Source organism: Nocardioides sp. GCM10028917 (genome assembly GCF_042666175.1).
Lineage (GTDB): Bacteria > Actinomycetota > Actinomycetes > Propionibacteriales > Nocardioidaceae > Nocardioides.
Window position 1 is genome coordinate 536,985 of sequence record NZ_JBHTFL010000007.1, and the last position, 21,933, is coordinate 558,917.

General features: G+C 71.4%; 17 protein-coding genes. 10 read left to right on the forward strand and 7 right to left on the reverse strand.

Annotation, left to right across the window (positions count from 1 at the left end):
• Position 1: 1 nt before the first annotated feature.
• Together ACFQW6_RS12015 and ACFQW6_RS12020 are read left to right on the forward strand one after the other, a co-directional pair.
• Positions 2–634 carry a DUF2461 domain-containing protein gene (locus ACFQW6_RS12015; protein ID WP_378545100.1) on the forward strand — a complete coding sequence of 211 codons (633 nt, stop codon included), beginning with the start codon at positions 2–4 and terminating at the stop codon, positions 632–634.
• A 163-nt stretch (positions 635–797) separates the two neighbouring features.
• Positions 798–1,331, forward strand: coding sequence for a hypothetical protein (locus tag ACFQW6_RS12020; protein ID WP_378545103.1), 534 nt, complete (start codon positions 798–800; stop codon positions 1,329–1,331).
• Between the two features lie 9 nt (positions 1,332–1,340).
• Here ACFQW6_RS12020 and ACFQW6_RS12025 read toward each other — a convergent pair whose 3' ends face one another.
• Positions 1,341–1,799 (reverse strand): Rrf2 family transcriptional regulator, encoded by a 459-nt coding sequence (locus ACFQW6_RS12025; protein WP_300047892.1) that lies wholly within the window; start codon positions 1,797–1,799, stop codon positions 1,341–1,343.
• A 122-nt stretch (positions 1,800–1,921) separates the two neighbouring features.
• Entirely contained in the window at positions 1,922–2,824 is a 903-nt protein-coding gene (locus tag ACFQW6_RS12030) for a sulfite exporter TauE/SafE family protein (RefSeq protein WP_378545106.1), read from the reverse strand.
• 342 nt (positions 2,825–3,166) lie between these two features.
• On the opposite strand from ACFQW6_RS12030, the gene ACFQW6_RS12035 reads away from it, so the two are divergent.
• The 5 genes from ACFQW6_RS12035 (at position 3,167) to ACFQW6_RS12055 (ending at position 8,508) form a co-directional block, all read left to right on the forward strand.
• Positions 3,167–5,041: an acyl-CoA dehydrogenase gene (locus ACFQW6_RS12035; RefSeq protein ID WP_378545109.1), complete on the forward strand. Its 1,875-nt coding sequence runs from the start codon at positions 3,167–3,169 to the stop codon at positions 5,039–5,041.
• Positions 5,042–5,193: 152 nt separating this feature from the next.
• On the forward strand, positions 5,194–6,069 hold the full coding sequence (locus ACFQW6_RS12040; protein ID WP_378545112.1) for an ABC transporter ATP-binding protein: 876 nt from the start codon (positions 5,194–5,196) through the stop codon (positions 6,067–6,069).
• On the forward strand, positions 6,066–6,863 hold the full coding sequence (locus ACFQW6_RS12045) for an ABC transporter permease (RefSeq protein ID WP_378545114.1): 798 nt from the start codon (positions 6,066–6,068) through the stop codon (positions 6,861–6,863). The genes ACFQW6_RS12040 and ACFQW6_RS12045 overlap by 4 nt, the downstream gene beginning before the upstream one ends.
• Entirely contained in the window at positions 6,800–7,906 is a 1,107-nt protein-coding gene (locus ACFQW6_RS12050) for a sensor histidine kinase (protein ID WP_378545117.1), read from the forward strand. The genes ACFQW6_RS12045 and ACFQW6_RS12050 overlap by 64 nt, the downstream gene beginning before the upstream one ends.
• Positions 7,903–8,508 carry a response regulator gene (locus ACFQW6_RS12055; RefSeq protein WP_378545120.1) on the forward strand — a complete coding sequence of 202 codons (606 nt, stop codon included), beginning with the start codon at positions 7,903–7,905 and terminating at the stop codon, positions 8,506–8,508. The genes ACFQW6_RS12050 and ACFQW6_RS12055 overlap by 4 nt, the downstream gene beginning before the upstream one ends.
• Positions 8,509–8,609: 101 nt before the next feature.
• Here the strand turns inward: ACFQW6_RS12055 and ACFQW6_RS12060 are convergent, their stop codons facing one another.
• Entirely contained in the window at positions 8,610–8,822 is a 213-nt protein-coding gene (locus tag ACFQW6_RS12060; protein WP_378545123.1) for a DUF6458 family protein, read from the reverse strand.
• A 131-nt stretch (positions 8,823–8,953) separates the two neighbouring features.
• Between ACFQW6_RS12060 and ACFQW6_RS12065 the strand changes: the two genes are divergently transcribed.
• Both ACFQW6_RS12065 and ACFQW6_RS12070 read left to right on the forward strand, forming a co-directional pair.
• Complete coding sequence (locus ACFQW6_RS12065) at positions 8,954–9,817, forward strand: maleylpyruvate isomerase family mycothiol-dependent enzyme (RefSeq protein WP_378545126.1); 864 nt, start codon at positions 8,954–8,956, stop codon at positions 9,815–9,817.
• Positions 9,814–10,917: an SDR family NAD(P)-dependent oxidoreductase gene (locus ACFQW6_RS12070; protein ID WP_378545129.1), complete on the forward strand. Its 1,104-nt coding sequence runs from the start codon at positions 9,814–9,816 to the stop codon at positions 10,915–10,917. Before ACFQW6_RS12065 ends, ACFQW6_RS12070 begins: the two co-directional genes overlap by 4 nt.
• A 1,418-nt stretch (positions 10,918–12,335) precedes the next feature.
• Here ACFQW6_RS12070 and ACFQW6_RS12075 read toward each other — a convergent pair.
• From ACFQW6_RS12075 to ACFQW6_RS12090, 4 genes are all read right to left on the reverse strand, one after another.
• Entirely contained in the window at positions 12,336–12,599 is a 264-nt protein-coding gene (locus tag ACFQW6_RS12075) for a hypothetical protein (protein WP_378545132.1), read from the reverse strand.
• Between the two features lie 704 nt (positions 12,600–13,303).
• Entirely contained in the window at positions 13,304–18,163 is a 4,860-nt protein-coding gene (locus ACFQW6_RS12080; RefSeq protein ID WP_378545135.1) for a carboxypeptidase regulatory-like domain-containing protein, read from the reverse strand.
• A gap of 81 nt (positions 18,164–18,244) precedes the next feature.
• Entirely contained in the window at positions 18,245–19,477 is a 1,233-nt protein-coding gene (locus tag ACFQW6_RS12085) for a fatty acid desaturase family protein (RefSeq protein ID WP_378545138.1), read from the reverse strand.
• A 34-nt stretch (positions 19,478–19,511) separates the two neighbouring features.
• Positions 19,512–20,642: a ferredoxin reductase gene (locus tag ACFQW6_RS12090; protein ID WP_378545141.1), complete on the reverse strand. Its 1,131-nt coding sequence runs from the start codon at positions 20,640–20,642 to the stop codon at positions 19,512–19,514.
• A 103-nt stretch (positions 20,643–20,745) separates the two neighbouring features.
• Between ACFQW6_RS12090 and ACFQW6_RS12095 the strand changes: the two genes are divergently transcribed.
• Positions 20,746–21,927, forward strand: coding sequence for a helix-turn-helix domain-containing protein (locus tag ACFQW6_RS12095; protein WP_378545144.1), 1,182 nt, complete (start codon positions 20,746–20,748; stop codon positions 21,925–21,927).
• Positions 21,928–21,933: the final 6 nt, after the last annotated feature.

Below are 21,933 nucleotides of genomic sequence, written 5' to 3' on the forward strand. Positions count from 1 at the left end.
CGTGAGCTTCACCGGATTCCCCGTCGCCGCGCTCGACTTCTACGACGACCTCGAGATGGACAACACCAGGTCCTTCTGGGAGAGCCACAAGCACGTCTGGAAGGAGTCGGTCGAGGCGCCGACGAAGGCGCTGATGGCCGCGCTCGAGCCGGAGTTCGGACCGGCCAAGGTGTTCCGGCCCTACCGCGACGTCCGGTTCGCCAAGGACAAGACGCCCTACAAGACCCACCAGGGAGCATTCGTCGCCGCCGGTCCCCGCACGGGCTGGTACTTCGAGATCTCGCCTCGCGGCACGCGCGTCGGCGCCGGCTTCTACGACGCGGACGGACCCACCCTCGCTGCGATCCGCGACGCGATGGCCGACGACAAGACCGGCGCGGCCCTCGACCGCCTGCTGAAGCGGCTCGAGAAGGACGGCTTCGAGGTCGGCGGCGAGCAGCTGAAGACGTCGCCGCGGGGCTACGGCACCGACCACCCGCGCATCCACCTGCTGCGCCGCAAGCAGCTCTTCGTCGGCCGGTCGTACGGCTTCGAGGCAGACGCGATCGACGCCGGTCTCGTCGATCGGGTGCGCGCCGACTGGAAGGCCCTGCGCCCGCTCGTCAGCTGGCTGCGCGCCGTTCCCGTGGCCTGATCGGGGAACACTCGGGCTGTCCGACCGGCGATCCAGCAACCCGACGGTTCCCCGGACACGCCTCCGCATCGCGGCAGGACCGGACCTGCGCGGACCCGAGCTGTTCGAACCAACGACAGGCCGTGTTCACGCGAGGTTCGGGCGCGCCGAGGAGGCTCGCGCCATGGCGAAGAGACTGTTCATCCTCCACCTCGGCCCCGACGCGGTGGACGTGTCGTCGATGGCCGAGGCGCTCGCGGTCGGCGGCGTCAGGACACCAGCCGTGGACGCCGACGCCCTCGCCCACGCCGAGGTGGAGATCCTGCGCGCGCACCGGGCGGCCGGCCTCCGACGCAAGGACGTCGAGGGAGCGTGGGCACGGGTGTGCCGACGGGCCCGGAAGACCCGGACGGACTGCTTCGTGAGCATGCCGGGGTGGTTCGGGGCGACGTCCGAACAGGCGGCCCTGGCGCTCGACGGGCTCGCGGACTTCCGCGTCGTGCTCGTGGCGACCAGCGGGTTCACCGACCCGCCGCGCGCCTGGCTGTCACTGGTCAAGGACGAGCGTGCGCACGTGCTGCCCGCCCGGCTCGGCGACGAGCAGCTGGCCGCACAGGTCGCGCGGATCGCGCTGATGGAGGAGGAGGCGCGCCTCGACCGACTGCTCGCCAAGGTGTCCCGGCGACGCCGGATGCTCGACCGGAGGTCGGCCGCCTGACGGGAGCCGTCAGTGCGGCTGCCAGGCGTCGTCGTCCTCGGTGAGGGCCGAGACCGCCTGCGGCAGCGTGCCGTCGGCCAGCTGCTGGATGGTCACCTGCTCGAACACCATCCGGAGCGAGTGCCGGGCAGCGATCCACACGTGCTGCAGCACCTGCGCGCTGTCGTCGTACTCGACCGCCTCGGGGCGCAGGCCGTAGACCGACACGAGCGGGCCGTCGACCGCGCGGATCACGTCGGCGACCGTCACCGACTCGGGCTTGCGCGCGAAGCGCCAGCCGCCGGACTGACCGCGCTGCGACACCACGATGTCGGCGCGTCGGAGGTCGGCGAGGATCGCCTGGAGGAAGCCGTGGGGGATGCCCTGCGCCTTGCCGAGCTGCTCGGCGCTGACCGCTGTCCCGTCGGTGCGCACCGCGATCTCGATCAGGGCCCGAAGGGCATAGTCGGCTTTGGCGGAGACGCGCATTTGCCCAGTTTGTCAGATATGTCGGCAGAGACAGTGCTCTTGGTCGACACGGAGCCCGCACGCACGCACGTACGCCGCCCCCGCGGGCGCGCGAGACGGCGTACGTCGACGAAGATGGCGGGTCAGGCGGTGGCGGTCTCGAGCTCCGCCTCGTCGGCCCGGGCGGCACGGGAGAGGCGCTCCTGCTTGACGGCCCACACGATCGCGGAGATCCAGAGGACGAAGACGACCGCGGCGATGACGGCGACACCGACACCCGGGACACCGACGGCCTCGAGCAGCGTCTTGGAGTTGGTGAGGATGATCAGGCCACCGGCGGCGGTGCCGAGGACGCGGGCGGCGAGGTGCTTGACCAGCCACGCGGCGATCGGGGCGGCGACCACACCGCCGGCGAGCAGCGCACCGGCGTAGCCCCAGTTGATGCCGGCCGCGCCGAGTCCGATGAGGAAGCCGAGCGAGCCACCGACCGCGACGACGAACTCCGAGGTGTCGATCGAGCCGACGACCTTGCGGGGCTCGAGGCGACCGCTGGAGAGCAGCGACGTGGTGCCGACCGGGCCCCAGCCGCCGCCGCCGACGGCGTCGAGCGTGCCGGCGACGAGACCCATCGGGGCCAGGAAGGCCGCGGAGGGGTGGCCCTTGAACGTGGGGCGCTCGCCGCCGAGACGCAGGAAGCGGTAGACGACGTAGAAGCCGAGGCTGAGCAGGATGACCGCGACGACCGGCTTGGCGACCGCGGCGTCCATGTTGGACAGCAGCGTGGCGCCCAGGAAGGCGCCGACGAAGCCCGGCACCGCGAGGATCGACACGGTGCGCCAGTCGACGTTGCCGAGCTTGTGGTGCGAAGCGCCGGAGACCAGCGAGGTGCCGATCTCGGAGAAGTGGACGGCGGCCGAGGCGGCGGCGGGAGCGACCCCGGCTGCCAGCAGCAGCGTCGAGGAGGTCACGCCGTAGGCCATGCCCAGGGAGCCGTCGATGAGCTGGGCGATGAGGCCCACCACACCGAGAACGATGAGCTTGCGCATGATGCGAGGTCCTTCCGGGACGGAGCAGCGAGCAGTTGTCGTGCGACTGGGGTATGTCAGGTGAAAGAGTAGACATACTTGGGCCGATAAACAAAGCCGACATGGCTCTCGGCGTGTCCTTGCACCGACCCCCGGCGCCGATGTCGTACGCCGCGCCCTGCCGGACGCGCTTGGTCGATCCCACCCGTGCGGACCCGTTTCGCGCGTTCGTGTTGCGCGAACCCCGGATGCGAGGCATCATTAAGTTACCGACGAGTAGCACGCGCCTCGGGCAACGCGCCTCGCCTCGGAGAACGCATCCCAGCGACACAGCAACCCACGCGACATGGACAGGTGAGAGCCGTGAGCCACTACAAGACCAACCTCCGCGACATCGAGTTCAACCTCTTCGAGGTGCTCGGCCGCGACGCCGTCCTCGGCACCGGACCCTTCGGCGAGGTCGACGGCGAGAGCGCGCGCGAGATCCTCCGCGAGGTCGAGCGCCTGTCCCGCGAGGACCTGGCCGCCTCCTACGAGGACAGTGACCGCAACCCGCCCGTCTTCGACCCCGCCACCCACACCGCTCCGGTGCCCGAGTCGTTCAGGACCAGCTACCAGGCGTGGATGGACTCCGAGTTCTGGCGCCTCCAGGTGTTCGAGGAGATGGGCGGCACCCCCGCCCCCTCGTCCCTGATCTGGGCGCTCGGCGAGATGGTGCTCGGCGCCAACGCGCCCGTGTGGATGTACGCCGCCGGCCCGGCGTTCGCCAACGTCGTCCACCGCAACGGCAACGAGCGCGACAAGGCCGTCGCCCAGCACATGGTCGACCGCCAGTGGGGCTGCACCATGGTCCTCACCGAGCCCGACGCCGGCTCCGACGTCGGCGCCGGCCGCGCGAAGGCCGTCCCCAACGAGGACGGCTCGTGGAACATCACCGGCGTGAAGCGCTTCATCACCAGCGCGACCCACGACATGAGCGAGAACATCATGCACCTCGTCCTCGCGCGCCCCGAGGGCGTCGAGGGCGTCGGCGGCCCCGGCACGAAGGGCCTCTCGCTCTTCTGGATGCCGGAGCACCACTTCGACCCCGAGACCGGCGAGCTGACCGGTGAGCGCAACGGCGTCTACGTCACCAACGTCGAGCACAAGATGGGCATCAAGGTCTCCAACACCTGCGAGGTCACCTTCGGCGACCCGCAGGTCGGCGGCGGCGAGCCGGCCAAGGGCTGGCTGCTCGGTGAGGTCCACAACGGCATCGCCCAGATGTTCCAGGTCATCGAGAACGCTCGCATGATGGTCGGCACCAAGGCCATCGCCACCCTCTCGACCGGCTACCTCAACGCCCTCGACTACGCCAAGGAGCGGGTCCAGGGCGCCGACCTCACCCAGGCCGCCGACAAGACCGCGCCCCGCGTGACGATCACCCACCACCCCGACGTACGCCGCTCGCTGATGACGCAGAAGTCGTTCGCCGAGGCGATGCGCGCGCTGGTGCTCTACACGGCGACGTGGCAGGACCAGGTGATGATCGCCGAGCACGAGGGCACCGCCGACTCCGACGAGGCCCGCCTCGCCGCCGCGGTCAACGACCTGCTGCTCCCGATCGTCAAGGGCTACGGCTCCGAGCGCTCGTGGGTGCTGCTGGGCACCGAGTCGCTGCAGACCTTCGGCGGCTCCGGCTTCCTGCAGGAGTACCCGATCGAGCAGTACGTCCGCGACGCCAAGATCGACACCCTCTACGAGGGCACCACCGCGATCCAGGGCCAGGACTTCTTCTTCCGCAAGATCGTCAAGGACCAGGGCAAGGCGCTCGGCCACCTGGCCAAGGAGATCGAGGGCTTCATCGCCGCCGAGGCCGGCAACGGTCGCCTCAAGAACGAGCGGGCGCTGCTCGCCACCGCCCTCGAGGACGCCAACGCCGTCGTCGGCCACATGATCAACGACCTCATGTCGTCGGCCGAGGAGCTGCGCAACATCTACAAGGTGGGGCTCAACACCTCCCGCCTGCTGATGGTGCTCGGCGACGTCGTGTGCGCCTGGCTGCTCCTGCGCCAGGCCGAGGTCGCCCTGGAGAAGCTGGGCGGCGAGGTGTCGGAGAAGGACAAGGCGTTCTACGAGGGCAAGGTCCTCGCGGCCCAGTTCTTCGCCCAGACCAACCTGCCGAAGGTCAGCGCCGAGCGCGCCATCGCCGAGGCCACCACCCTCGACCTGATGGACCTCGACGAGGCGTCCTTCTGACAGCTGATCCATCGAGCGGTGGCTCAGCCACATTCCGAGGTCGCGGAATGTGGGTGGGCCACCGCTCGTGGTCATTTCGGATGACAGGTGTCACGGACAGGTCGTGACAGTTCCCTCAGGGTCCAGAGGCCGTACGGCGACAGGCTGGCCGCATGACCGACACCCCAGCCATCCACGCGACCGGGCTGCGCAAGGCCTTCCGCTCGACCGACGGGACGCCCGTGGTCGCCGTCGACGACGTCGACCTGACCGTCCAGCCCGGCGAGATCGTGGCGTTCCTCGGCCCCAACGGTGCCGGCAAGACCACGACCGTGGACATGCTGCTCGGCCTCACCGCGCCGGACTCCGGGACGATCGAGGTGTACGGCTCGTCCCCCGCCGACGCCGTACGGCAGGGGCGGGTGTCCGCGGTGATGCAGACGGGTGGCCTGCTCAACGACTTCACCGTCGAGGAGACCGTGCGCGTGATCGCCGCCCTGCACGGCCGGTCCGACCGGGTCGAGGTGGTGCTCGAGCGCGCCCGCCTCACCGACCTGGCCGAGCGACGGGTGGAGGCCTGCTCGGGCGGTGAGCAGCAGCGGCTGAAGTTCGCGCTCGCCCTGCTGCCCGACCCGGACCTGGTCGTCCTCGACGAGCCGACCGCTGGCATGGACGTCGGCGCGCGGCAGGAGTTCTGGCGGGCGATGCGCGAGGACGCCGCGCTCGGTCGCACCATCGTCTTCGCCACCCACTACCTCGCCGAGGCCGACGAGTTCGCCGAGCGCACCGTCCTGATGAACCGCGGCCGCATCGTCCACGACGCCGCGACGAGCGACGTGCGGGCGGCGTACGGCGGTCGCACGCTGACCTTCCGGCCGCCGGCCCAGGTGGTCGGCACCGACGGCATCGACGACGCCTGGCTCGCCCGGGTGCGGCACGCGCTCGCCCCTCTCGGCGTCACCGACCTCGAGGTGTCGGCGGCCAGCCTCGAGGCCGCCTTCCTCGCCCTCACCGCGTCCACCGACGACCTGGCAGGAGCCATCCGATGACGACGACCACCACCGTGCCCCGGGCGGCCACCGGCGCGCGGACGGCACCGCGGCCGGACATGGTCACCTATGCCCGGCTCGACCTGCGCCGCCAGCTGCGCGACCGGATGGCCATGTTCTTCATCGTCGGCCTGCCGACCTTCATGTACCTGGTCTTCGGACTCGGCTCGGCCGACGCCGTCGGCAGCGGCAACGTCGCGATGTACATCATGATCTCGATGGCCTGCTACGGCGCGGTCACCGCCACGACCGGCATCGCGGGCAGCGCCGCGACCGAGCAGGTCATGGGGTGGGGCCGTCAGCTCGGGCTCACCCCGATGCGACCGCTGGCCTTCGTGGCCGCGAAGGCGGGGCTGGCGATGGTCGTCGCCGCCATGCCGGTCGCCCTCATCTTCGCCATCGGTGCCGCCACCGGCGCTCGAGGCACGTGGAGCGACTGGGTGCTCGGCGCCGTCATCGTGTGGCTGGGCTCGGCGCTGTTCGCGATCTACGGGCTCGCGGTCGCGCTGGTCTTCCGCGGCACCAACGCGCCCGGCATCGCATCGGGCTTCATCGTCATCATGGCGTTCCTCGGCGGGCTCTTCACGCCGATCAGCGGTGTCATGCTCGACATCGGCCGGCTCACGCCGCTCTACGGCTATGCCGCGCTGGCCCACTACCCCCTCACCGACGGGTGGCTCCCCGTCGACGGTCGGGACCCGCTGTGGCTGCCGGTCGCTAACGTGCTCGCGTGGACGGTCATCTTCTCCCTGCTGGCGATGTGGGGCGTACGCCGGAGCCGGGCGCGCACGTGACGGCGACGCCGCTCCCGCCGAACCCCTGGGAGAAGTGGGGGTGGTCGTTCGCGTCGATCTGGCTGGTCTTCCTGGTCTTCCCCATCTCCGCCGTCCTCGACTCCGACGTCCCCGTGGCCGCACAGGTGGGCGCGCTGGCCTGCATCGCCGGGTTCGCGGTGGCCAACGTGCTGGGCTACTCCCACCGCAGCAACACCTGGCTGTGCCTGGGCGTGATGGTGGCCCTGGCTCTCGCCACGCTGCCCGTGATCGGCATCGGCGTCATCTCGTACGCGCCCTACCTCGCGATCCTGTCGGCGCTCGAGCTCCCGAGCCCCGCCTGGAAGTGGGCGGTCGGCTTCTGGGCGGCCTTCCCGCTGCTGTCCCTGCTGCGCATCGACGGCTTCCCGACGTACTTCTTCCTGATGCTCTGGCCGATCATGGTCGGCGGCGTGATGCTGCGCATCTTCGGCGAGCGCGAGCAGCTCGCCTACGAGGCGCGGGGCGAGCACGCCATCGTCGCAGAGCGTGAGCGGGTGGCCCGTGACGTGCACGACGTGCTGGGCCACTCGCTCACGGCCCTGTCGGTCAAGGCGGAGCTCGCCGCCCGACTCATCGACATCGACCCCGCCCGCGCCAAGCAGGAGCTGGAGTCGATCCAGGCCACGGCGCGCCAGGCGCTGGCCGAGGTGCGCGCGACGGTCGGCGGGCTGCGCGCCGGCAACCTCGAGGCCGAGCTCGTCGCCGCACCCCTGGTGCTGGCCGACGCCGGCATCACCACGACCGTCGAGGGGACCGTGGCCGACACCGACCCGCGCCACCGGGCCCTGCTGGCCTGGGTGCTGCGCGAGGCGGTCACCAACGTCGTACGCCACGCGCAAGCGCGGTCGGTCGTCATCCAGCTCGGCTCCGGTGGCATCGCCGTGACCGACGACGGTGCCGGCTGCGACGGCGCCGAGGGCAACGGCCTGCGCGGGATGCGTGAGCGCGTCACCGGCGTCGGCGGCACCCTCAGCGTCGGCCCGGCCGCTCCCGGCACCCGGGTGGAGGTGGCGCTGCCGTGATCAGGCTGCTGCTCGCCGACGACCAGGCGCTCGTGCGGGGTGCACTGGCCGCCCTGCTCGACCTCGAGTCCGACCTCGAGGTCGTCGCCCAGGTAGGTCGCGGTGACGAGGTGGTCGAGGCCGCCCGCGCCTCGGGAGCCGAGGTGTGCCTGCTCGACATCGAGATGCCGGGTCTCAACGGCATCGACGCCGCCGCGGCCGTACGACGCGAGCTGCCCGGCGTGCGGTCCCTGGTCGTCACGACCTTCGGACGGCCGGGCTACGTCCGCCGGGCGATCGAGGCGGGGGCGTCCGGTTTCGTCGTCAAGGACACCCCGGCCCGCCAGCTCGCCGACGCCGTCCGTCGGGTCCACGCCGGCCTGCGGGTCATCGACCCGGACCTCGCCGCGGAGTCGTTGATCGACGGGCCGAGCCCCCTCACCGGACGCGAGCGCGAGCTGCTGACCCACGCCCTCGACGGGTCACCGGTGTCCACGATCGCCGCGCGCGTGCACCTCTCCGAGGGCACGGTCCGCAACCACCTGTCCGCGGCCATCGGCAAGACCGGCGCGACCACCCGCAGCGAGGCGGCGCGGATCGCGCAGGAGCGCGGCTGGCTCTGAGCCGCGCAGCCGGCGACGAGGAACGAGTCGCCGGCGTGGGCGCGGCCAGATCGAGTGAGCCCGCGTCCGAGGGACGGGGACGCGTCAGGCTCGTACCGAGATCAGAGGTCGCGACGCTCCTCGACGTGGGTCGTCCTCGAACGCTGCCTGTTCATCACGAGGCCGAGCACGAGCGCCAGGACGCCGGCGATCACCAGGATCCAGCCGACCGTGGTCGGGTCGACGACCTCCTGGATCGAGTCGGGGAACTCGTTGATCGCGAAGAGCAGGATCAGGCCGAGGACGAGCAGGAGGATGCCGAGTCCGATTCCCATGACGACTCCTTCGTGAGTGGTGCGCGGGCCGTCGGGGGCGGCTCCGCTCTCGCAGCGTAGGTCCGACACGGCTCGAACGCGGGGACCCCGCCGCGCCGTGGGACGTCGGACCGGTCGCCTACCCTCTCCCCATGACTGATCCCGCGGCCGGTGCCGCGACCAGCACGGAGGCCGGGACCGCGACGGACCGGGAGCGGCTCGCCGCCCTCATCGCGCTCTGGTGGGGCGCCGTCGACTCGTTCACCAAGGTGCTCGAGCACGTCGCCGACGACCAGTGGTCCACCCCGACCGACCTGCCCGGTTGGGACGTCCGGGCCGTGGCCGCCCACACCGCGCACCTCGAGGCGCTGCTGGCCGGGCGCCCGCACGAGGAGGTCGAGATAGGTGAGGTGCCGCACGTGCGCGGAACGATGGGCCGGTTCACCGAGCAGGGCGTGCTGGCCCGGCGCGACGAGACCCCCGACGACCTCATCACCGAGATCCGCGAGTCGACGACGGCCCGCCACACCCAGCTGCTGGCCGACCCGCCGACCGACGCCTCGGCGCCCGCACCCGGCGCCTTCGGCGCGATCGGCTGGACGACCGGGCTGCTGCTGCGCAACCGCCCGCTCGACGTGTGGATGCACGAGCAGGACGTGCGCCGCGCGCTCGCGATGCCGGGCAACCTCGACTCCGCGGCGGCCGTCCACACCGCCGACTACCTCATGGAGAGCCTCCCCTACGTCGTCGGCAAGCGGGCGCAGGCGCCGGTCGGGTCCGTCGTACGTCTGGAGGTGGCCGGCCACGCGCCGGTGACCGTTGCCGTCGGGGAGGACGGGCGCGGTCGCCGCGCCACGCCCGACGACGGCGAGCAGACCGTCACGCTGGCCATGGACCGCGGGACCTTCGTGGTGCTGGCCGGTGGTCGCCGCGCCGCTGCCGCCGACGACGTACGCATCACCGGCGACCCCGAGCTCGGCCGGCGTGTGGTCGCCTCGCTCGGCGTGACCCCGTGAGCGATGCCTGGACGACCGCAGACATCGGGGACCTGACCGGTCGCACCGCCGTCGTCACCGGGCCGACGCTCGGTGGGCTCGGCTTCCACACCGCGCTCGAGCTCGCCCGCCACGGCGCCCGGGTGGTGCTCGCGGGGCGTACGCCCGACAAGCTCGCCGCGGCAGCCGAGGCGATCGCGGCCGAGGTGCCCGCCGCCTCGACCGAGGCGCTGATCGTCGACCTCGCCGACCTGGGATCGGTGCGGGCGGCCGGGAAGGCGGCCGCCGGGATCGGCCCAGTGCACCTGCTGGTGAACAATGCCGGCGTGATGGCTCCGCCCCTCCGCCGCACGGGCGACGGGCTGGAGTCGCAGATGGCGACCAACCACTTCGGCCCGTTCCTGCTCACCGGGCTGCTGCTCGACCAGCTGGCCGCGTCCGGTGACGGCCGCGTCGTGACGCTGTCGTCGCAGATGCACCGCGTCGCCCGGTCCGCGCCGCTGGGCGACCCGCGGGGTCAGCACCGCTACAGCCGGTGGCACGTCTACGGCCAGACCAAGCTGGCCAACCTGCTCTTCACCTTCGAGCTCGAGCGGCGGCTGCGGCAGGCGGACGCGCCGGTCCGTGCGCTGGCCGCGCACCCGGGTCTCGCCGGCACACACCTCGCCGTCAACGGACAGCTCGGCACCACCCGCGGCCGGCGCGCGGCCGTCCTCGACGGCGCGGTCAAGCTGGTCTCGCAGTCCGCCGAGGCGGGCGCCCGGCCGACCCTGATGGCGGCCACCGCCGACCTCCCGGGGGCGACGTACGTCGGGCCGAGCGGCCCCGGCAAGCCGCCGGTCCGCCACGGATCGTCGGCACCGCACGGCTCGCCCGCGACGAGGTGGCGCAGCGGCGGCTGTGGGAGACCAGCGAGGAGACGGTCGAGCTCGCCTGGCCTCCTCGGCCGGCCGCCACCGCCTAGCGGCGGTCGCGCACCCGGACCAGCCCGGCCCTCGTGCCGAGGTAGGCCGAGCCGTCGCGGCCGAGCGTCACCGTCGAGCCGCCGCTGCCGGCGAGCAGCCCGGTGCCGGTGCGCACGCCCCATCGCCGGCGACCGGAGTCGGCGTCGATCGCCGTGAGGTACCACGCGCTGACGCCGGTCAGCGACGGACGCTTGGCCCACGCGTACAGCAGCCCGTTGGGGCGGCTGGCGACGACGCCCGAGGCGGGCGACACCGCCTCGGTCGTCCAGGTCACGGCGCACCCGTCGTCGACCAGGTCGACCCGAGCGACGCCCGCTCCCGCGGTGAAGCCGAGCAGCGCGCGGCGCGAGGACGCGTAGCCGGCGTCGTTGGCCACGACGACGCCCGCACCGAGGTCGGCGAGGGTGCTGCGCGTGGCGCCCTCGCCCTCGTCGAAGACGGACTGCCGGCAGACTGTGCGGCCGTCGTCGCGCGCGAGGAACCGCACGCCCAGACGGTCCTCGACCTCGTCGGTGATCGCGACCGTCCCGCGGTCGACCAGCACCGGCGCGGAGCCGCTCACGCCGTCGTACTCGCTGCGCCAGGTGGCCTGCGGGGTGCCGTCGCCGCCCACGACCAGTCGGTGCACGGCCTCGTCGGTGACGACGTACGCCGCCCCGGCGTCGACGGCGACGTCGTGCCGGACCTCCTCGCCGAGGTCGACGACGCCGACCTGGCCGGTCGTCGGGTCGAGCGTCCCCACGAGACCGGCGTGGGAGGCCCACCAGATGCGGCCCGACCAGTCGGGTGCGATGGAGACGAGGCAGTCGCCGTAGGCGATGTAGGGCTTGAGGTCCCAGGTGGCGTCGGTCTCGAGGTCGGGCTCGCCCTCGTGGGACGTCCGCACGGCGAGGACCTGGCGGTCACCGGTGCCGACCACCGCCCGGTCGGTGGCGTCGAGGTAGAACGACTCCCCGTCGCACGCCGAGTCCTCGGGCAGGTCGGGCAGCTCCTGGGACGCCACCGGCCGCAGGGTCTGGGGGTCGACGACGCGCAGGGTGCGGCCCTCGCCGGCGGCGCAGAGCGCGACCAGCAGATCGGTCGTCGTCACCTCGAGGCGGCCACACCGCTGGAGGCCGAACCACGCCGTGTCGACCTCGGGCTGGCGGCCGAGCGGTCCCGGACGGTCGGCCGGGTCGCCGGCGGAGCGGTGCGGGTTGGGGGGGACCTCCTCGGCCGGCACCTGGTGGGGCGACGCCGGGCGGCCGACGTACGACGGACCGGCCCAGGCGCCCGGGGCGGGCGGGATCGGCAGCCAGCCGTCCGGGACCACCACGGCCAGGAGGCCGACGGCCGCGGCGACCGCGGCGACCCAGGCCACGACCCGACGACTGACGTAGGCGTGGTCCTGGACCCACCAGCGGACCCGGGGGACCGCGAGCAGCGCGGCAGCGAGGACCAGGACCACGGGCCCCTGCGCGAGCCACAGCAGCAGGAGCGCGCCGACCAGCCAGACCACCGGGCGACTCTAGGTGAGTCCCACCCGTCACACCGGGAGGCGCATCGGGGAGCACCCCGACGCGTGCGTCACACGGTCAGTCGACGGCGGGGCGGGGCAGGGGCGCGGTCAGGGTGAGATCGGCGAACGCGCCGTGCCCGCCCCCGCTCCGCAGGAAGACGCGCGAGCTCCGTGGCGCCGGCACGCGGGAGCGCGGAGCCTCGTGGATCGGGATGACGTCCGCGTCGGGGCCGTCTGCCGTCTCGGGTCCGGGCCGGGCGACCAGCGCGCCGGTGAACTGCTCGAGCGACTTGATGCGGCCGGTGAGATCGATCCCCTGGGTGTCTCGGTCGTGCTTCATCACGGACTTCTCCTGTCCCCACCTGACGGCCCCCCACGGACCGTCTGCAGAGGACACTAGGAGCGGAGCCGCCGCGCTTCCTTTACTCGGGGAAGTCTGGGAGAAGCCTTCGGGAGACGGTCCAGACCGGACCCTCCCCGACCCGCGGAACCTTGACCGCCCCTCCGGCTCCGGGTGCGACGACGACGAACGTAGGCAGTTCGGCAGCCGGCGCGTGAAGCTCGCGCTCGTCCGACCCGCGGCGCGCGCGAACTGCCTACGTTGTGCGCGCCCACCCGCTCTCCGCCGGACGCACGAGAGCCGGAGACCGTGCGACTTCTCGTCGTACGACCTCCGGCTCTGACCGCCAGTCCCCTGTGCTGTCGGTCTTCCCCTGTCAGGCGACCTGCTGACGGACCGTGGACCCCCCGGCCACGGCCGTACGCGGCCGCGGAACCGACGGTCGCGCCTCAGCGCTGACGTCGGACCCGGGCGGCACGGAGCCGATGCGGATCATCGGGCCACGCCCGATGTGCCGATCACCTTGGTGGTGCTCGTGGTCATCTCGTTCTCCCCGTGTCGAGTGCTCACGACAAGAAGGATGCTCCTGCGGCCGTTCTGATACATCCGTGTTTCTACCGAGGTCCAGACCAGCTGGCCCCGGCACGTGACGCAGGGGTGGTCCCGCAACACCTTCGTCGCGGGACCACCCCTGTCTGCTGGTGTCAGCCGACCTTGCCGACCTTGAGCGTGACGACCTTCGTGGCACCGCTCGCCGAGAGGGTGACCTTCACCTTGAGGAGCTTGCCCTTCAGAGCCTTGGTGACCTTCAGCTTCGAGGTGGTCGCCTTCTTGATCTTCGCGCTGCCGGCGTACCACTGGAACCGGTAGGCGACCGTCGTCCGCATCTGGGCGATGAGGTTGGCGACCTTGATCGTCTTGCCGACCTTCGGCTTCCCCGTGACCTTGAGGTCCTCCGCCACCTGCGTCAGCTGCGCCGCCACGCTCGGTGTCGGGGCGGGTGTCGGGGCCGGCACCGGTGTGGGCGTCGGCGTCGGTGTGGGCGTCGGGGTCGGGGTGGGGGTGGGCGTCGGGGTGGGCGTCGGGGTGGGCGTCGGCGTCGGCGTCGGCGTCGGCGTCGGGGTCGGGGTCGCAGCGGCCGCCACCGGCGCGGTCGAGGCCGACACCTGGACTCCGTCAGCAGCGCCGGCACCGGATGCCGTCACCCGGACACTGATCCGCTTCCCGACCATCGCGTCAGTCAGCGTGAGCGTCTGCGACGTGGCACCCGCGATCACGGCACCGTCCGCCAACCACTGGTACGCGAACGACGCACCCGACGGAGACCACGTGCCCGCCTCCGCCCGCAGGTCCTTACCGACCTGCGGCGTCCCGGTGATGCTCGGCGCGATCGTGTTCTCGTAGACCGGCGCAGCCGCGACAGCGGCAGTCGAAGCCGATGTCGCCATGCCCGTCTTGGCTGCTGCACCAGATGCGGTCACCCGGACACTGATCCGCTTGCCCACCATCGCGTCGGTCAGCGTGAGCGTCTGCGACGTGGCACCCGCGATCACGGCACCGTCCGCCAACCACTGGTACGCGAACGACGCCCCGGAAGGGGTCCACGTGCCCGCCTCCGCGTGCAGGTCCTTACCGACCTGCGGCGTCCCAACGACGGTCGGCGCGACCGTGTGCTCGTAGACCGGCGCAGCAGCCACCGCAACCGTGGCAGCCGACGTGGCCACCCCGGGGACGCCCTCCGCACCGGACGCGGTCACCCGGACACTGATCCGCTTCCCGACCATCGCGTCGGTCAGCGTGAGCGTCTGCGACGTGGCACCCGCGATCACGGCACCGCCCGCCAACCACTGGTACGCGAACGACGCCCCGGAAGGGGTCCACGTGCCCGCCTCCGCGTGCAGCACCTCGCCGGCCTGCGGAGTCCCGGCGACGGTCGGCGCGACCGTGTGCTCGTACGCCGTCTCGGCTGGCTCTAGCGAGGCGCCCTTGCCGGACTCCGTCTCACCCTCGGACAGGACGATGTCGGTGGCACCTTCGAGGGACGCCGAGTCGTCCCAGAACTCGATCTCGTATCGCTCGTCCCAGGTCCGGAACTCGATGCGGTAGGTGCCAGCCGCCAGACCGGTCATGTCGTACGAACCGTCCTGCCCTGTGTACGCCCAGTCGACGGCCAACCACTGCTGCGCCGTCTCGGACCACGAGTACGCCTCTACCTGAGCGTCCGGAACAGGAGCCCCGTCGGGACCCGTGACGGTACCGGTGATCCGCCCTGCGACCGCCAGCTGGGCGTCCTTGCCCGCGATGGTCTCGGACTCACCGACCTCGATGTCCTGTGCTGTGTCGATCGACCGGGCGTCGTTCCAGTACTCGCCCACGTAGCGGCCCTCGTACTGCGAGAACCCGATGCGATAGGTGCCGGCTGGAAGGCCCCCGAGGTCGTAGGAGCCCGAGGAGTCCGCGTACGTGGAACGGATTGCCGACCACCAACCATCTTCGCCAGCGGTCTGCCGGTAGGCCGCCACGAGCACGTTGGCCACGCCGGCGCCGCTCGGTCCGGCGACCTTGCCCGTGATGCGCGATCCCGTTACCAGCTGGGCGTTCTTGCCCGTCACCGTCTCGGAGACCCCGACGGAGATGTCTGTCGCGGACTCCAGCGTCTCCGCGTCGTTCCAGTACTCGGTGACGAAGCCACCCTCGTACGTGTGGAACGACAGCCGGTAGATGCCTGGCTTCAGGCCGCCCAGGTCGTACGTGCCGTCCGGCCTGGTCTGGGCTCCCATCCACGTGGGGCTCCAATAGTCCTGCCCCGCGCTCTTCTGATAGGCCTGAACACTCACCCCGCCAAGTCCAGCGCCGGTCGAGTCGGTGACCTTTCCGGTGATGTGCGAGCCCGCCGAGAGCTGGGCGTCCTTGCCATCGACAGCCTGGCCGTCCGCAAGGACGATGTCCTGCGCTGCCTCGACGGTCGTCGCGTCGTTCCAGAACTCGTCGACGTGTCCGTTCTGCCAGTCGCGGAAGCCGATCCGGTAGGTCCCGGCCTTCAGCCCACCGAGGTCGTACGTGCCGTCGTACCGAGTCGAGACCGACGAGCCCGTCGTGGTCCAGGACTCCTGCCCCGCAGCCTTGGTGTAGGCGGAGACGCCGACGTTGGCCAGGGGAGCGCCGTTGGGACCAGTCACCGTGCCGCTGACCTTGGACGCGACGGCCAGCTGCGCGTTCTTTCCGGTCACGGCCGCGGACGTACGGACCTCGATGTCAGTCGCCAGCTCCACGGTCGCAGCGTCGTCCCAGAACTCAGCCAGGTGGTTGCCGCTCATGTAGCTGCTGAAGCCGATGCGGTAGGTCCCGGCCTTCAACCCACCGATGTCATACGAGCCGTCCGGCGTGGTGGATGACCCGGCTCCAGCCGGCATCCACTGGCCCGTCCCAGTCTTCGTGTAGGCCGACACCGAGATGCCGGAAAGCCCTGCGTCGTCGGGACCGGTGACTTTGCCGGTGATGTGCGAGGCCTCGGCGAGCTGCGCGTCCTTGCCGCCGACGACGTCCGACTCGGCCACCACGATGTCGGTAGCCCCGTCGACCGTGGGTGCGTCGTTCCAGTACTCGGCGATGTGACCGCCACCGAACATTGTGGAGAAGCCGACGCGGTAGGCGCCGGCCGTGAGGCCGCCGAGGGAGTACGTCCCATCTGGGTTGGTCTGCGTCATCGCAACCGAGCTCCACCACTGCTGGCCGGGCGCCCTGCGGTAGGCCTGGACGGAGACCCCGGCCAGACCCCCGTCAGCTCCCGTGACGGTGCCCGTGATGCGGGATGAGCGCGTCAGCTGCGCATCCGTCCCGGTGGCCAGCTCCGAGCCGGAGAGCACGATGTCCTGCGCTTGCTGGACGGACGACGCGTCGTCCCAATACTCACTGACGTACTCACCGGAGTAGTTGCCGAAACCCACTCGATACGTGCCGGCCGCCAGGCCCCGGAGCCGGTAGGTGCCATCAGCGTTGGTCGACGTCGACACGACCGGCGCCCAGTACGCCATGTCCGGCACAAACCGGTAGGCCTGGACGCTGACGTTGGCGAGCTCGGCGCCGCCGGGGCCGGTCACCGTGCCGGCGACACCTGCCCCCGTCGCCAGCTGCGCGTCCTTGCCGGCGACGGTCGCCGACTCACCCACGACGATGTCCTGTGCCGACTGCACGGTCGAGGCGTTGTCCCAGAACTCGGTGACGAACTCTCCCTGCATCGGGGCGAAGCCGATGCGGTAGGTGCCCGCACGAAGGCCCCGCGCGTCGTAGTGGCCGCTCGCGTCCGTCGAGGTCCACTGCACCGAGCTCCAGGCGCCGCCCATCGGGGAGAGCTGGTAGACCTGCACGCTCACGTTGGGCAGCCCTGCCCCGTCAGGACCGGTCACCAGGCCGGTGATGTGCGACTCGGCGGCGAGCACCGCGTCGCGGTCGGCGACGGTCGTCGACTCGCCGACCTCGATGTCGGTGGCCGTCTCGACCGTCCGGGCGTTGTCCCAGTACTCGTTGACGTAGCCGCCCTGGAGGGTGGAGAAGCCGACGCGGTAGATGCCTGCGCGCAGGCCACCGAGGTCGTACTGCCCGTCCTGATCTGTCTGGACGGACGCGGACGCCGTGCCCCAGTAGTTCTGGCCGGGGATCTTCTTGAAGACCTGGACGTTCACCTGTGGGATCGCGCTGCCGTCCGCGGCGGTGACCCGGCCGGAGATGTGCGAGGCACGGTCCAGTTGCGCGTCACGGTCCACAATCCTGCTCGAGGCACCGAGGACGATGTCAGAGGCCGCTCCCACCGTGGCCACGTCGTCGAAGAACTCTTCGGCGTGCTCGCCCGAGGGATCCCTGAAGCCCAGCCGGTAGGTGCCCGCGAGAATGCCATCGAGCTTGTAGGTCCCGTCCGCACGGGTGGTACCCCAGTAACGCTCGCTCCACGGACCGTTCGCGTAGTACTGCGACAAGGCGACGACCGACACACCCTCGACGCCGGTGCCGTCAGCGCCGGTCACGGTGCCCGCGACGCTCGCGCCCGTGTCGACGTCCTGGTCGACGTCGGGCGTGGTCTGGCCCTCCACCACTGCGACCGGCGTGGCCTCGGCCCGGGTTGCGGCATCACGGTAGAACACCGCATTGAGGTCGCCCGCTCGGAAGGTCGCGAACCCCACGTGGAAGCTGCCGGCGGGCATGCCGGTCAGCTCGTAGTTTCCGTAGGCGTCGGTGACGGCGGACGGGCCGTACCCGTTGCCCACGAGACTCGCCTGCACGGACACGCCGGCCACAGGGTCACCGTGACGGTCGGTGACGGTGCCGCTGATGCCTCCGGTGTTCGCCGCGTGGGCTGAAACTCCCAACACGACCGACACCCCGAGCGCCACTGTCGAAGCGACGAAGAACACGGTGAAGCGATGAATGCGACCCAAGGCGCGCAAGGACAACCCCCGTTTTGGCAGCCCCCCTGGCTGCGTCCGACGGAACGCTAGTGCGCCGGCCTCACCCGCCGGGACGGAATGGTTGAAACCCCTACCAAGGGGTGTGCTCGGGCTGGATCGCACGCCGCCGCCACATGCGGAAATGGCCGAGAACCCCTCCTGGGAGGGGTTCTCGGGTTTGTCCGGGTCGAGCGAACGCAGGCGTCAGGCGGCTGCCCGAGCCTCGCTCTCGAGCTTGCGGCCGAGGAGACGACGGGTGCGGCGGTCACCGGTGGCCATCTTGTAGAGGATGGCGAGCTGCTGCGGGGCGTTCTTCTTGTTGGTCATCGCGAGCCAGCCGTTGGGCAGCGAGAGACGGATGACCTTGTGCCAGGCCGACGCGACCTGCTGCGGCATGGGCCGGGCGCAGTAGGTGAGGTCGTACTTCTCGAACAGGGCCTGCACCTTGGGCGCGATCTCGCCGTAGCGGTTGGACGGCAGGTCGGGGAACAGGTGGTGCTCGATCTGGTGCGACAGGTTGCCGGTCATCAGGTGGAGGAACTTCGAGCCGGAGATGTTGGCGCTGCCGAGCATCTGCCGGACGTACCACTCGCCCTTGGTCTCGCCCTCGATCGAGCGCTTCTCGAAGGTCTCGACGCCCTCGGGGAAGTGGCCGCAGAGGATGACGGAGTTCGACCAGAGGTTGCGCACGACGTTGGCGGTGAAGTTGGCCGCGAGGGTCGGCAGGAAGGAACCGGTCGGGATCGACAGGGCCGGGTGGACGACGTAGTCCTTGGTCGCCTGCTTGCGGATCTTGCCGACGACGGCCTTCACGCGGCGGCGGAACTCGGGGTCCTTGGTCTGCTTCTTCTTGATCACCGCGCCGAGCTCGAGGTCGTAGGCGGCGATGCCGTACTCGAAGAAGACGGCGTTGATGAAGCAGAAGAGCGGCTGCGCGAGCGAGGCCGGCGTCCAGGTCTGGTCCTCGTCGACGCGCATGATGCCGTAGCCGAGGTCGTTGTCCTTGCCGATGACGTTGGTGTAGGTGTGGTGGAGCTCGTTGTGGCTGTGCTTCCACTGCTCGGCGGGCGAGGCCATGTCCCACTCCCAGGTCGAGGAGTGGATCTTGGGGTCGCGCATCCAGTCCCACTGGCCGTGGAGGATGTTGTGGCCGATCTCCATGTTGTCGAGGATCTTGGAGATGCTCAGGCCGGCGGTGCCGAGCACCCAGGCAGGCGGGAATGCGCTGAAGAGCAGCACCGCGCGGGAGCCGAGCTCGATCTTGCGCTGGGTGTCGATCACACGTCGGATGTACGCCGCGTCGCTGGCGCCGCGGCTGTCGAGGACGTCCTGCCGGATGGCGTCGAGCTCGAAGCCGATCTGCTCGATGTCGGCCTCGGTGAGGTGCGCGATCGGGTTGGTCTGGCCGAGGACGGCCTTCTTCTGGATCGTGGTCATGTCGATCTCCTCAGGGGTGTCTGGAGGTCAGGCGTCAGTGGTCGATGTGGCACGGGCCGGCGGCGGCGTTGATGCAGGTCTGCACCTTGATGTCGCCGGTCTCGCCGGGGACGGCGGTGGTGATGGCGCCGTTGCGCAGGTCGCGCACGCTGCCCTCGCGCAGCGGGATGACGCAGCCCATGCAGATGCCCATCCGGCAGCCGCTCGGCATCAGCATCCCGGCGTCCTCGGCGGCGTCGAGGATGGGTGTCGCCCCGTCGAGGTCGAGCGTCGTGCCTGAGCTGAAGGTGACGGTGCCGCCCTCACCGGGCTCGACGCGGGCGGTGCGGAACTGCTCGGTGGTCAGGCTCAGACCGGCTGCGTCGTGGTGCGCGGCGAGGGCGTCGAGGAGTCCCGCCGGCCCGCACGCGAGGGTCTGGCGCTCGGCGAGGTCGGGGACCAGGTCGGCGAGCCGGTCGACGTCGAGGACGCCGTGCTCGTCGTCGTACCGCGCCACGAGGCGGATCGCGCCTGCGGCGTCGAGCGCCTCGAGGTCGCGGATGAAGATCGAGTGGGGGTGGCTGGGCGCCACGTGGACGACCACGATGTCGTGGTCGGCGCTGCGGGCGGGGCGCAGGACCCCTTCGTCGGTGCTCGGGAAGAGGTTGCGCAGCATGCCGATCACCGGCGTGATGCCCGACCCGGCCGTGACCATGAGGAACTTGCCGCCCTCGGGCGGGAGCACGAACTCGCCGGCCGCCTGCTCGAGGTGGACCAGGGTGCCGGGTCGCGCCTCGTGGACGAGGTGGTTGCTGACCAGGCCGTCGGGGACGGCCTTGACCGTGATCGAGATCTTGCCGTCGCGGCGCGGACCGTGGGTCAGCGAGTAGGCCCGCCACTGGCGTACGCCGTCGACGTCGATGCCGATGCGGAGGTACTGGCCGGGCACGTGGCCGGCCCAGTCGGCACCCGGGCGGATCACGATGGTGGCGGCGTCCGCGGTCTCAGGGTGCACCGACTCGATGCGTCCGCGCAGGTCGGCGCCCGAACGCAGGGGCGCGAAGAGGTCCATGAAGTCGGCCGGGAGGTAGGGCGTGGTGGCAGCCTCGGCGACGCGGACGAGCTGGTCGGCCAGTCGACGGCTCCGGGCGCCACCGCGTGCGGGCGGCTCGAGAGTCGTGGTCATGACATCCAATGTCCCGGATCAGCGGCACATCTTCCTGCTCCTCGCACGTGAATCGCGGCTAGACTCTTGTTCGTCGCGAACAAAACCGACCTCAGGAGTCCCGATGGTCACTCGCCCTGTGCGCCCGGCCACACAAATACAGACCATCGTCGGGCTCGACCCCCAGGTGGCCGCCGCGCTGCGCTCGCACCTCGCCGAGGTCGCCGACAGTGCCGTGCTCACCATCATCGACGAGGTGCCCAGCTATGCCGGCGCCTGGAGCGGCCGGATGGGCGAGGTGATCCGCAACGCGGTGCAGCTCGCCCTGGGCGGGTTCCTCACCCTCGCCACCCGTCAGGACGTCGACGCCCCGAAGGCCCCGGCGATCGAGGGCGCCTACCAGCTCGGGCGCGGCGAGGCCCGCAGCGGACGTACGGTCGAGGCGCTCCTCGCGGCCTACCGGATCGGGGCCCGCGCCTCGTGGCGCGACATGTCGGGCGTGGCGGTGGAGGCGGGGGTCGACTCCGGTCAGCTTGCGAAGTTCGCCGAGCTGGTCTTCGCCTACATCGACGAGCTGTCGGCGGCCTCGGTCGCCGGGCACACCGACGAGCTCGAGAGCAGCGGGCGGGTCCGCCAGCGCAACCTCGAGCGGCTCGCCCGGGCGCTGCTCACCGGCGCGACCACCGACGCGGTGACCACCGCGGCGGAGCGCGCCGACTGGGAGCCGCCCGGTGTGCTGACCGCGCTCGTGCTGCCCGAGTCGCAGGTCTCGCACGCCCTCACCGCGCTCGACCCGGGCACGCTGCAGCCCAGCGACGACGTCCCGGGGCTGCCGGAGGGCCACGCTTCGCTCCTCGTGCCCGGCGCGGGCTCGGCCGGCTCACGTGCCACGTTGCTCCGCGCGCTGCGCGGCACCGACGCGGTCGTCGGCCCCGGTGTGCCGTGGCTCGAGGCGGCTGCGTCGTACCGCCGGGCCCTGCGGTGCGCGGCCCTCGACATCGACGGCCTCGTCGACTCCGACGAGCACCTCGCCTCGCTGGTGCTGGCCGCCGACGCGTCCGCCCGGGACGACCTGCGGGCGCGGGTGCTCGCCCCTCTCGCCGACCTGCGCCCCTCGACGGCCGAGAAGCTGACCGACACGCTCCGCAGCTGGTTGCTCAACCACGGCCGCCGGGACGCGGTGGCCGAGGAGCTGTTCGTCCACGCCCAGACCGTGCGCTACCGCGTCGGCCAGCTCCGGGAGATCTACGGCGACCGGCTCGAGGATCCGGCCTTCGTCCTCGACGCGACGCTCGCGCTGGCCTGAACGCGC

What these genes read in the sequence shown, in the direction of transcription:
- ACFQW6_RS12020 (WP_378545103.1), top strand. Translation starts at nt 798, where the DNA reads ATGGCGAAGAGACTGTTCATCCTCCACCTCGGCCCCGACGCGGTGGAC.
- ACFQW6_RS12025 (WP_300047892.1), bottom strand. Translation starts at nt 1,799, where the DNA reads ATGCGCGTCTCCGCCAAAGCCGACTATGCCCTTCGGGCCCTGATCGAG.
- ACFQW6_RS12030 (WP_378545106.1), bottom strand. Translation starts at nt 2,824, where the DNA reads ATGCGCAAGCTCATCGTTCTCGGTGTGGTGGGCCTCATCGCCCAGCTC.
- ACFQW6_RS12040 (WP_378545112.1), top strand. Translation starts at nt 5,194, where the DNA reads ATGACCGACACCCCAGCCATCCACGCGACCGGGCTGCGCAAGGCCTTC.
- ACFQW6_RS12045 (WP_378545114.1), top strand. Translation starts at nt 6,066, where the DNA reads ATGACGACGACCACCACCGTGCCCCGGGCGGCCACCGGCGCGCGGACG.
- ACFQW6_RS12060 (WP_378545123.1), bottom strand. Translation starts at nt 8,822, where the DNA reads ATGGGAATCGGACTCGGCATCCTCCTGCTCGTCCTCGGCCTGATCCTG.
- ACFQW6_RS12065 (WP_378545126.1), top strand. Translation starts at nt 8,954, where the DNA reads ATGACTGATCCCGCGGCCGGTGCCGCGACCAGCACGGAGGCCGGGACC.
- ACFQW6_RS12075 (WP_378545132.1), bottom strand. Translation starts at nt 12,599, where the DNA reads ATGAAGCACGACCGAGACACCCAGGGGATCGATCTCACCGGCCGCATC.
- ACFQW6_RS12085 (WP_378545138.1), bottom strand. Translation starts at nt 19,477, where the DNA reads ATGACCACGATCCAGAAGAAGGCCGTCCTCGGCCAGACCAACCCGATC.
- ACFQW6_RS12090 (WP_378545141.1), bottom strand. Translation starts at nt 20,642, where the DNA reads ATGACCACGACTCTCGAGCCGCCCGCACGCGGTGGCGCCCGGAGCCGT.
- ACFQW6_RS12095 (WP_378545144.1), top strand. Translation starts at nt 20,746, where the DNA reads ATGGTCACTCGCCCTGTGCGCCCGGCCACACAAATACAGACCATCGTC.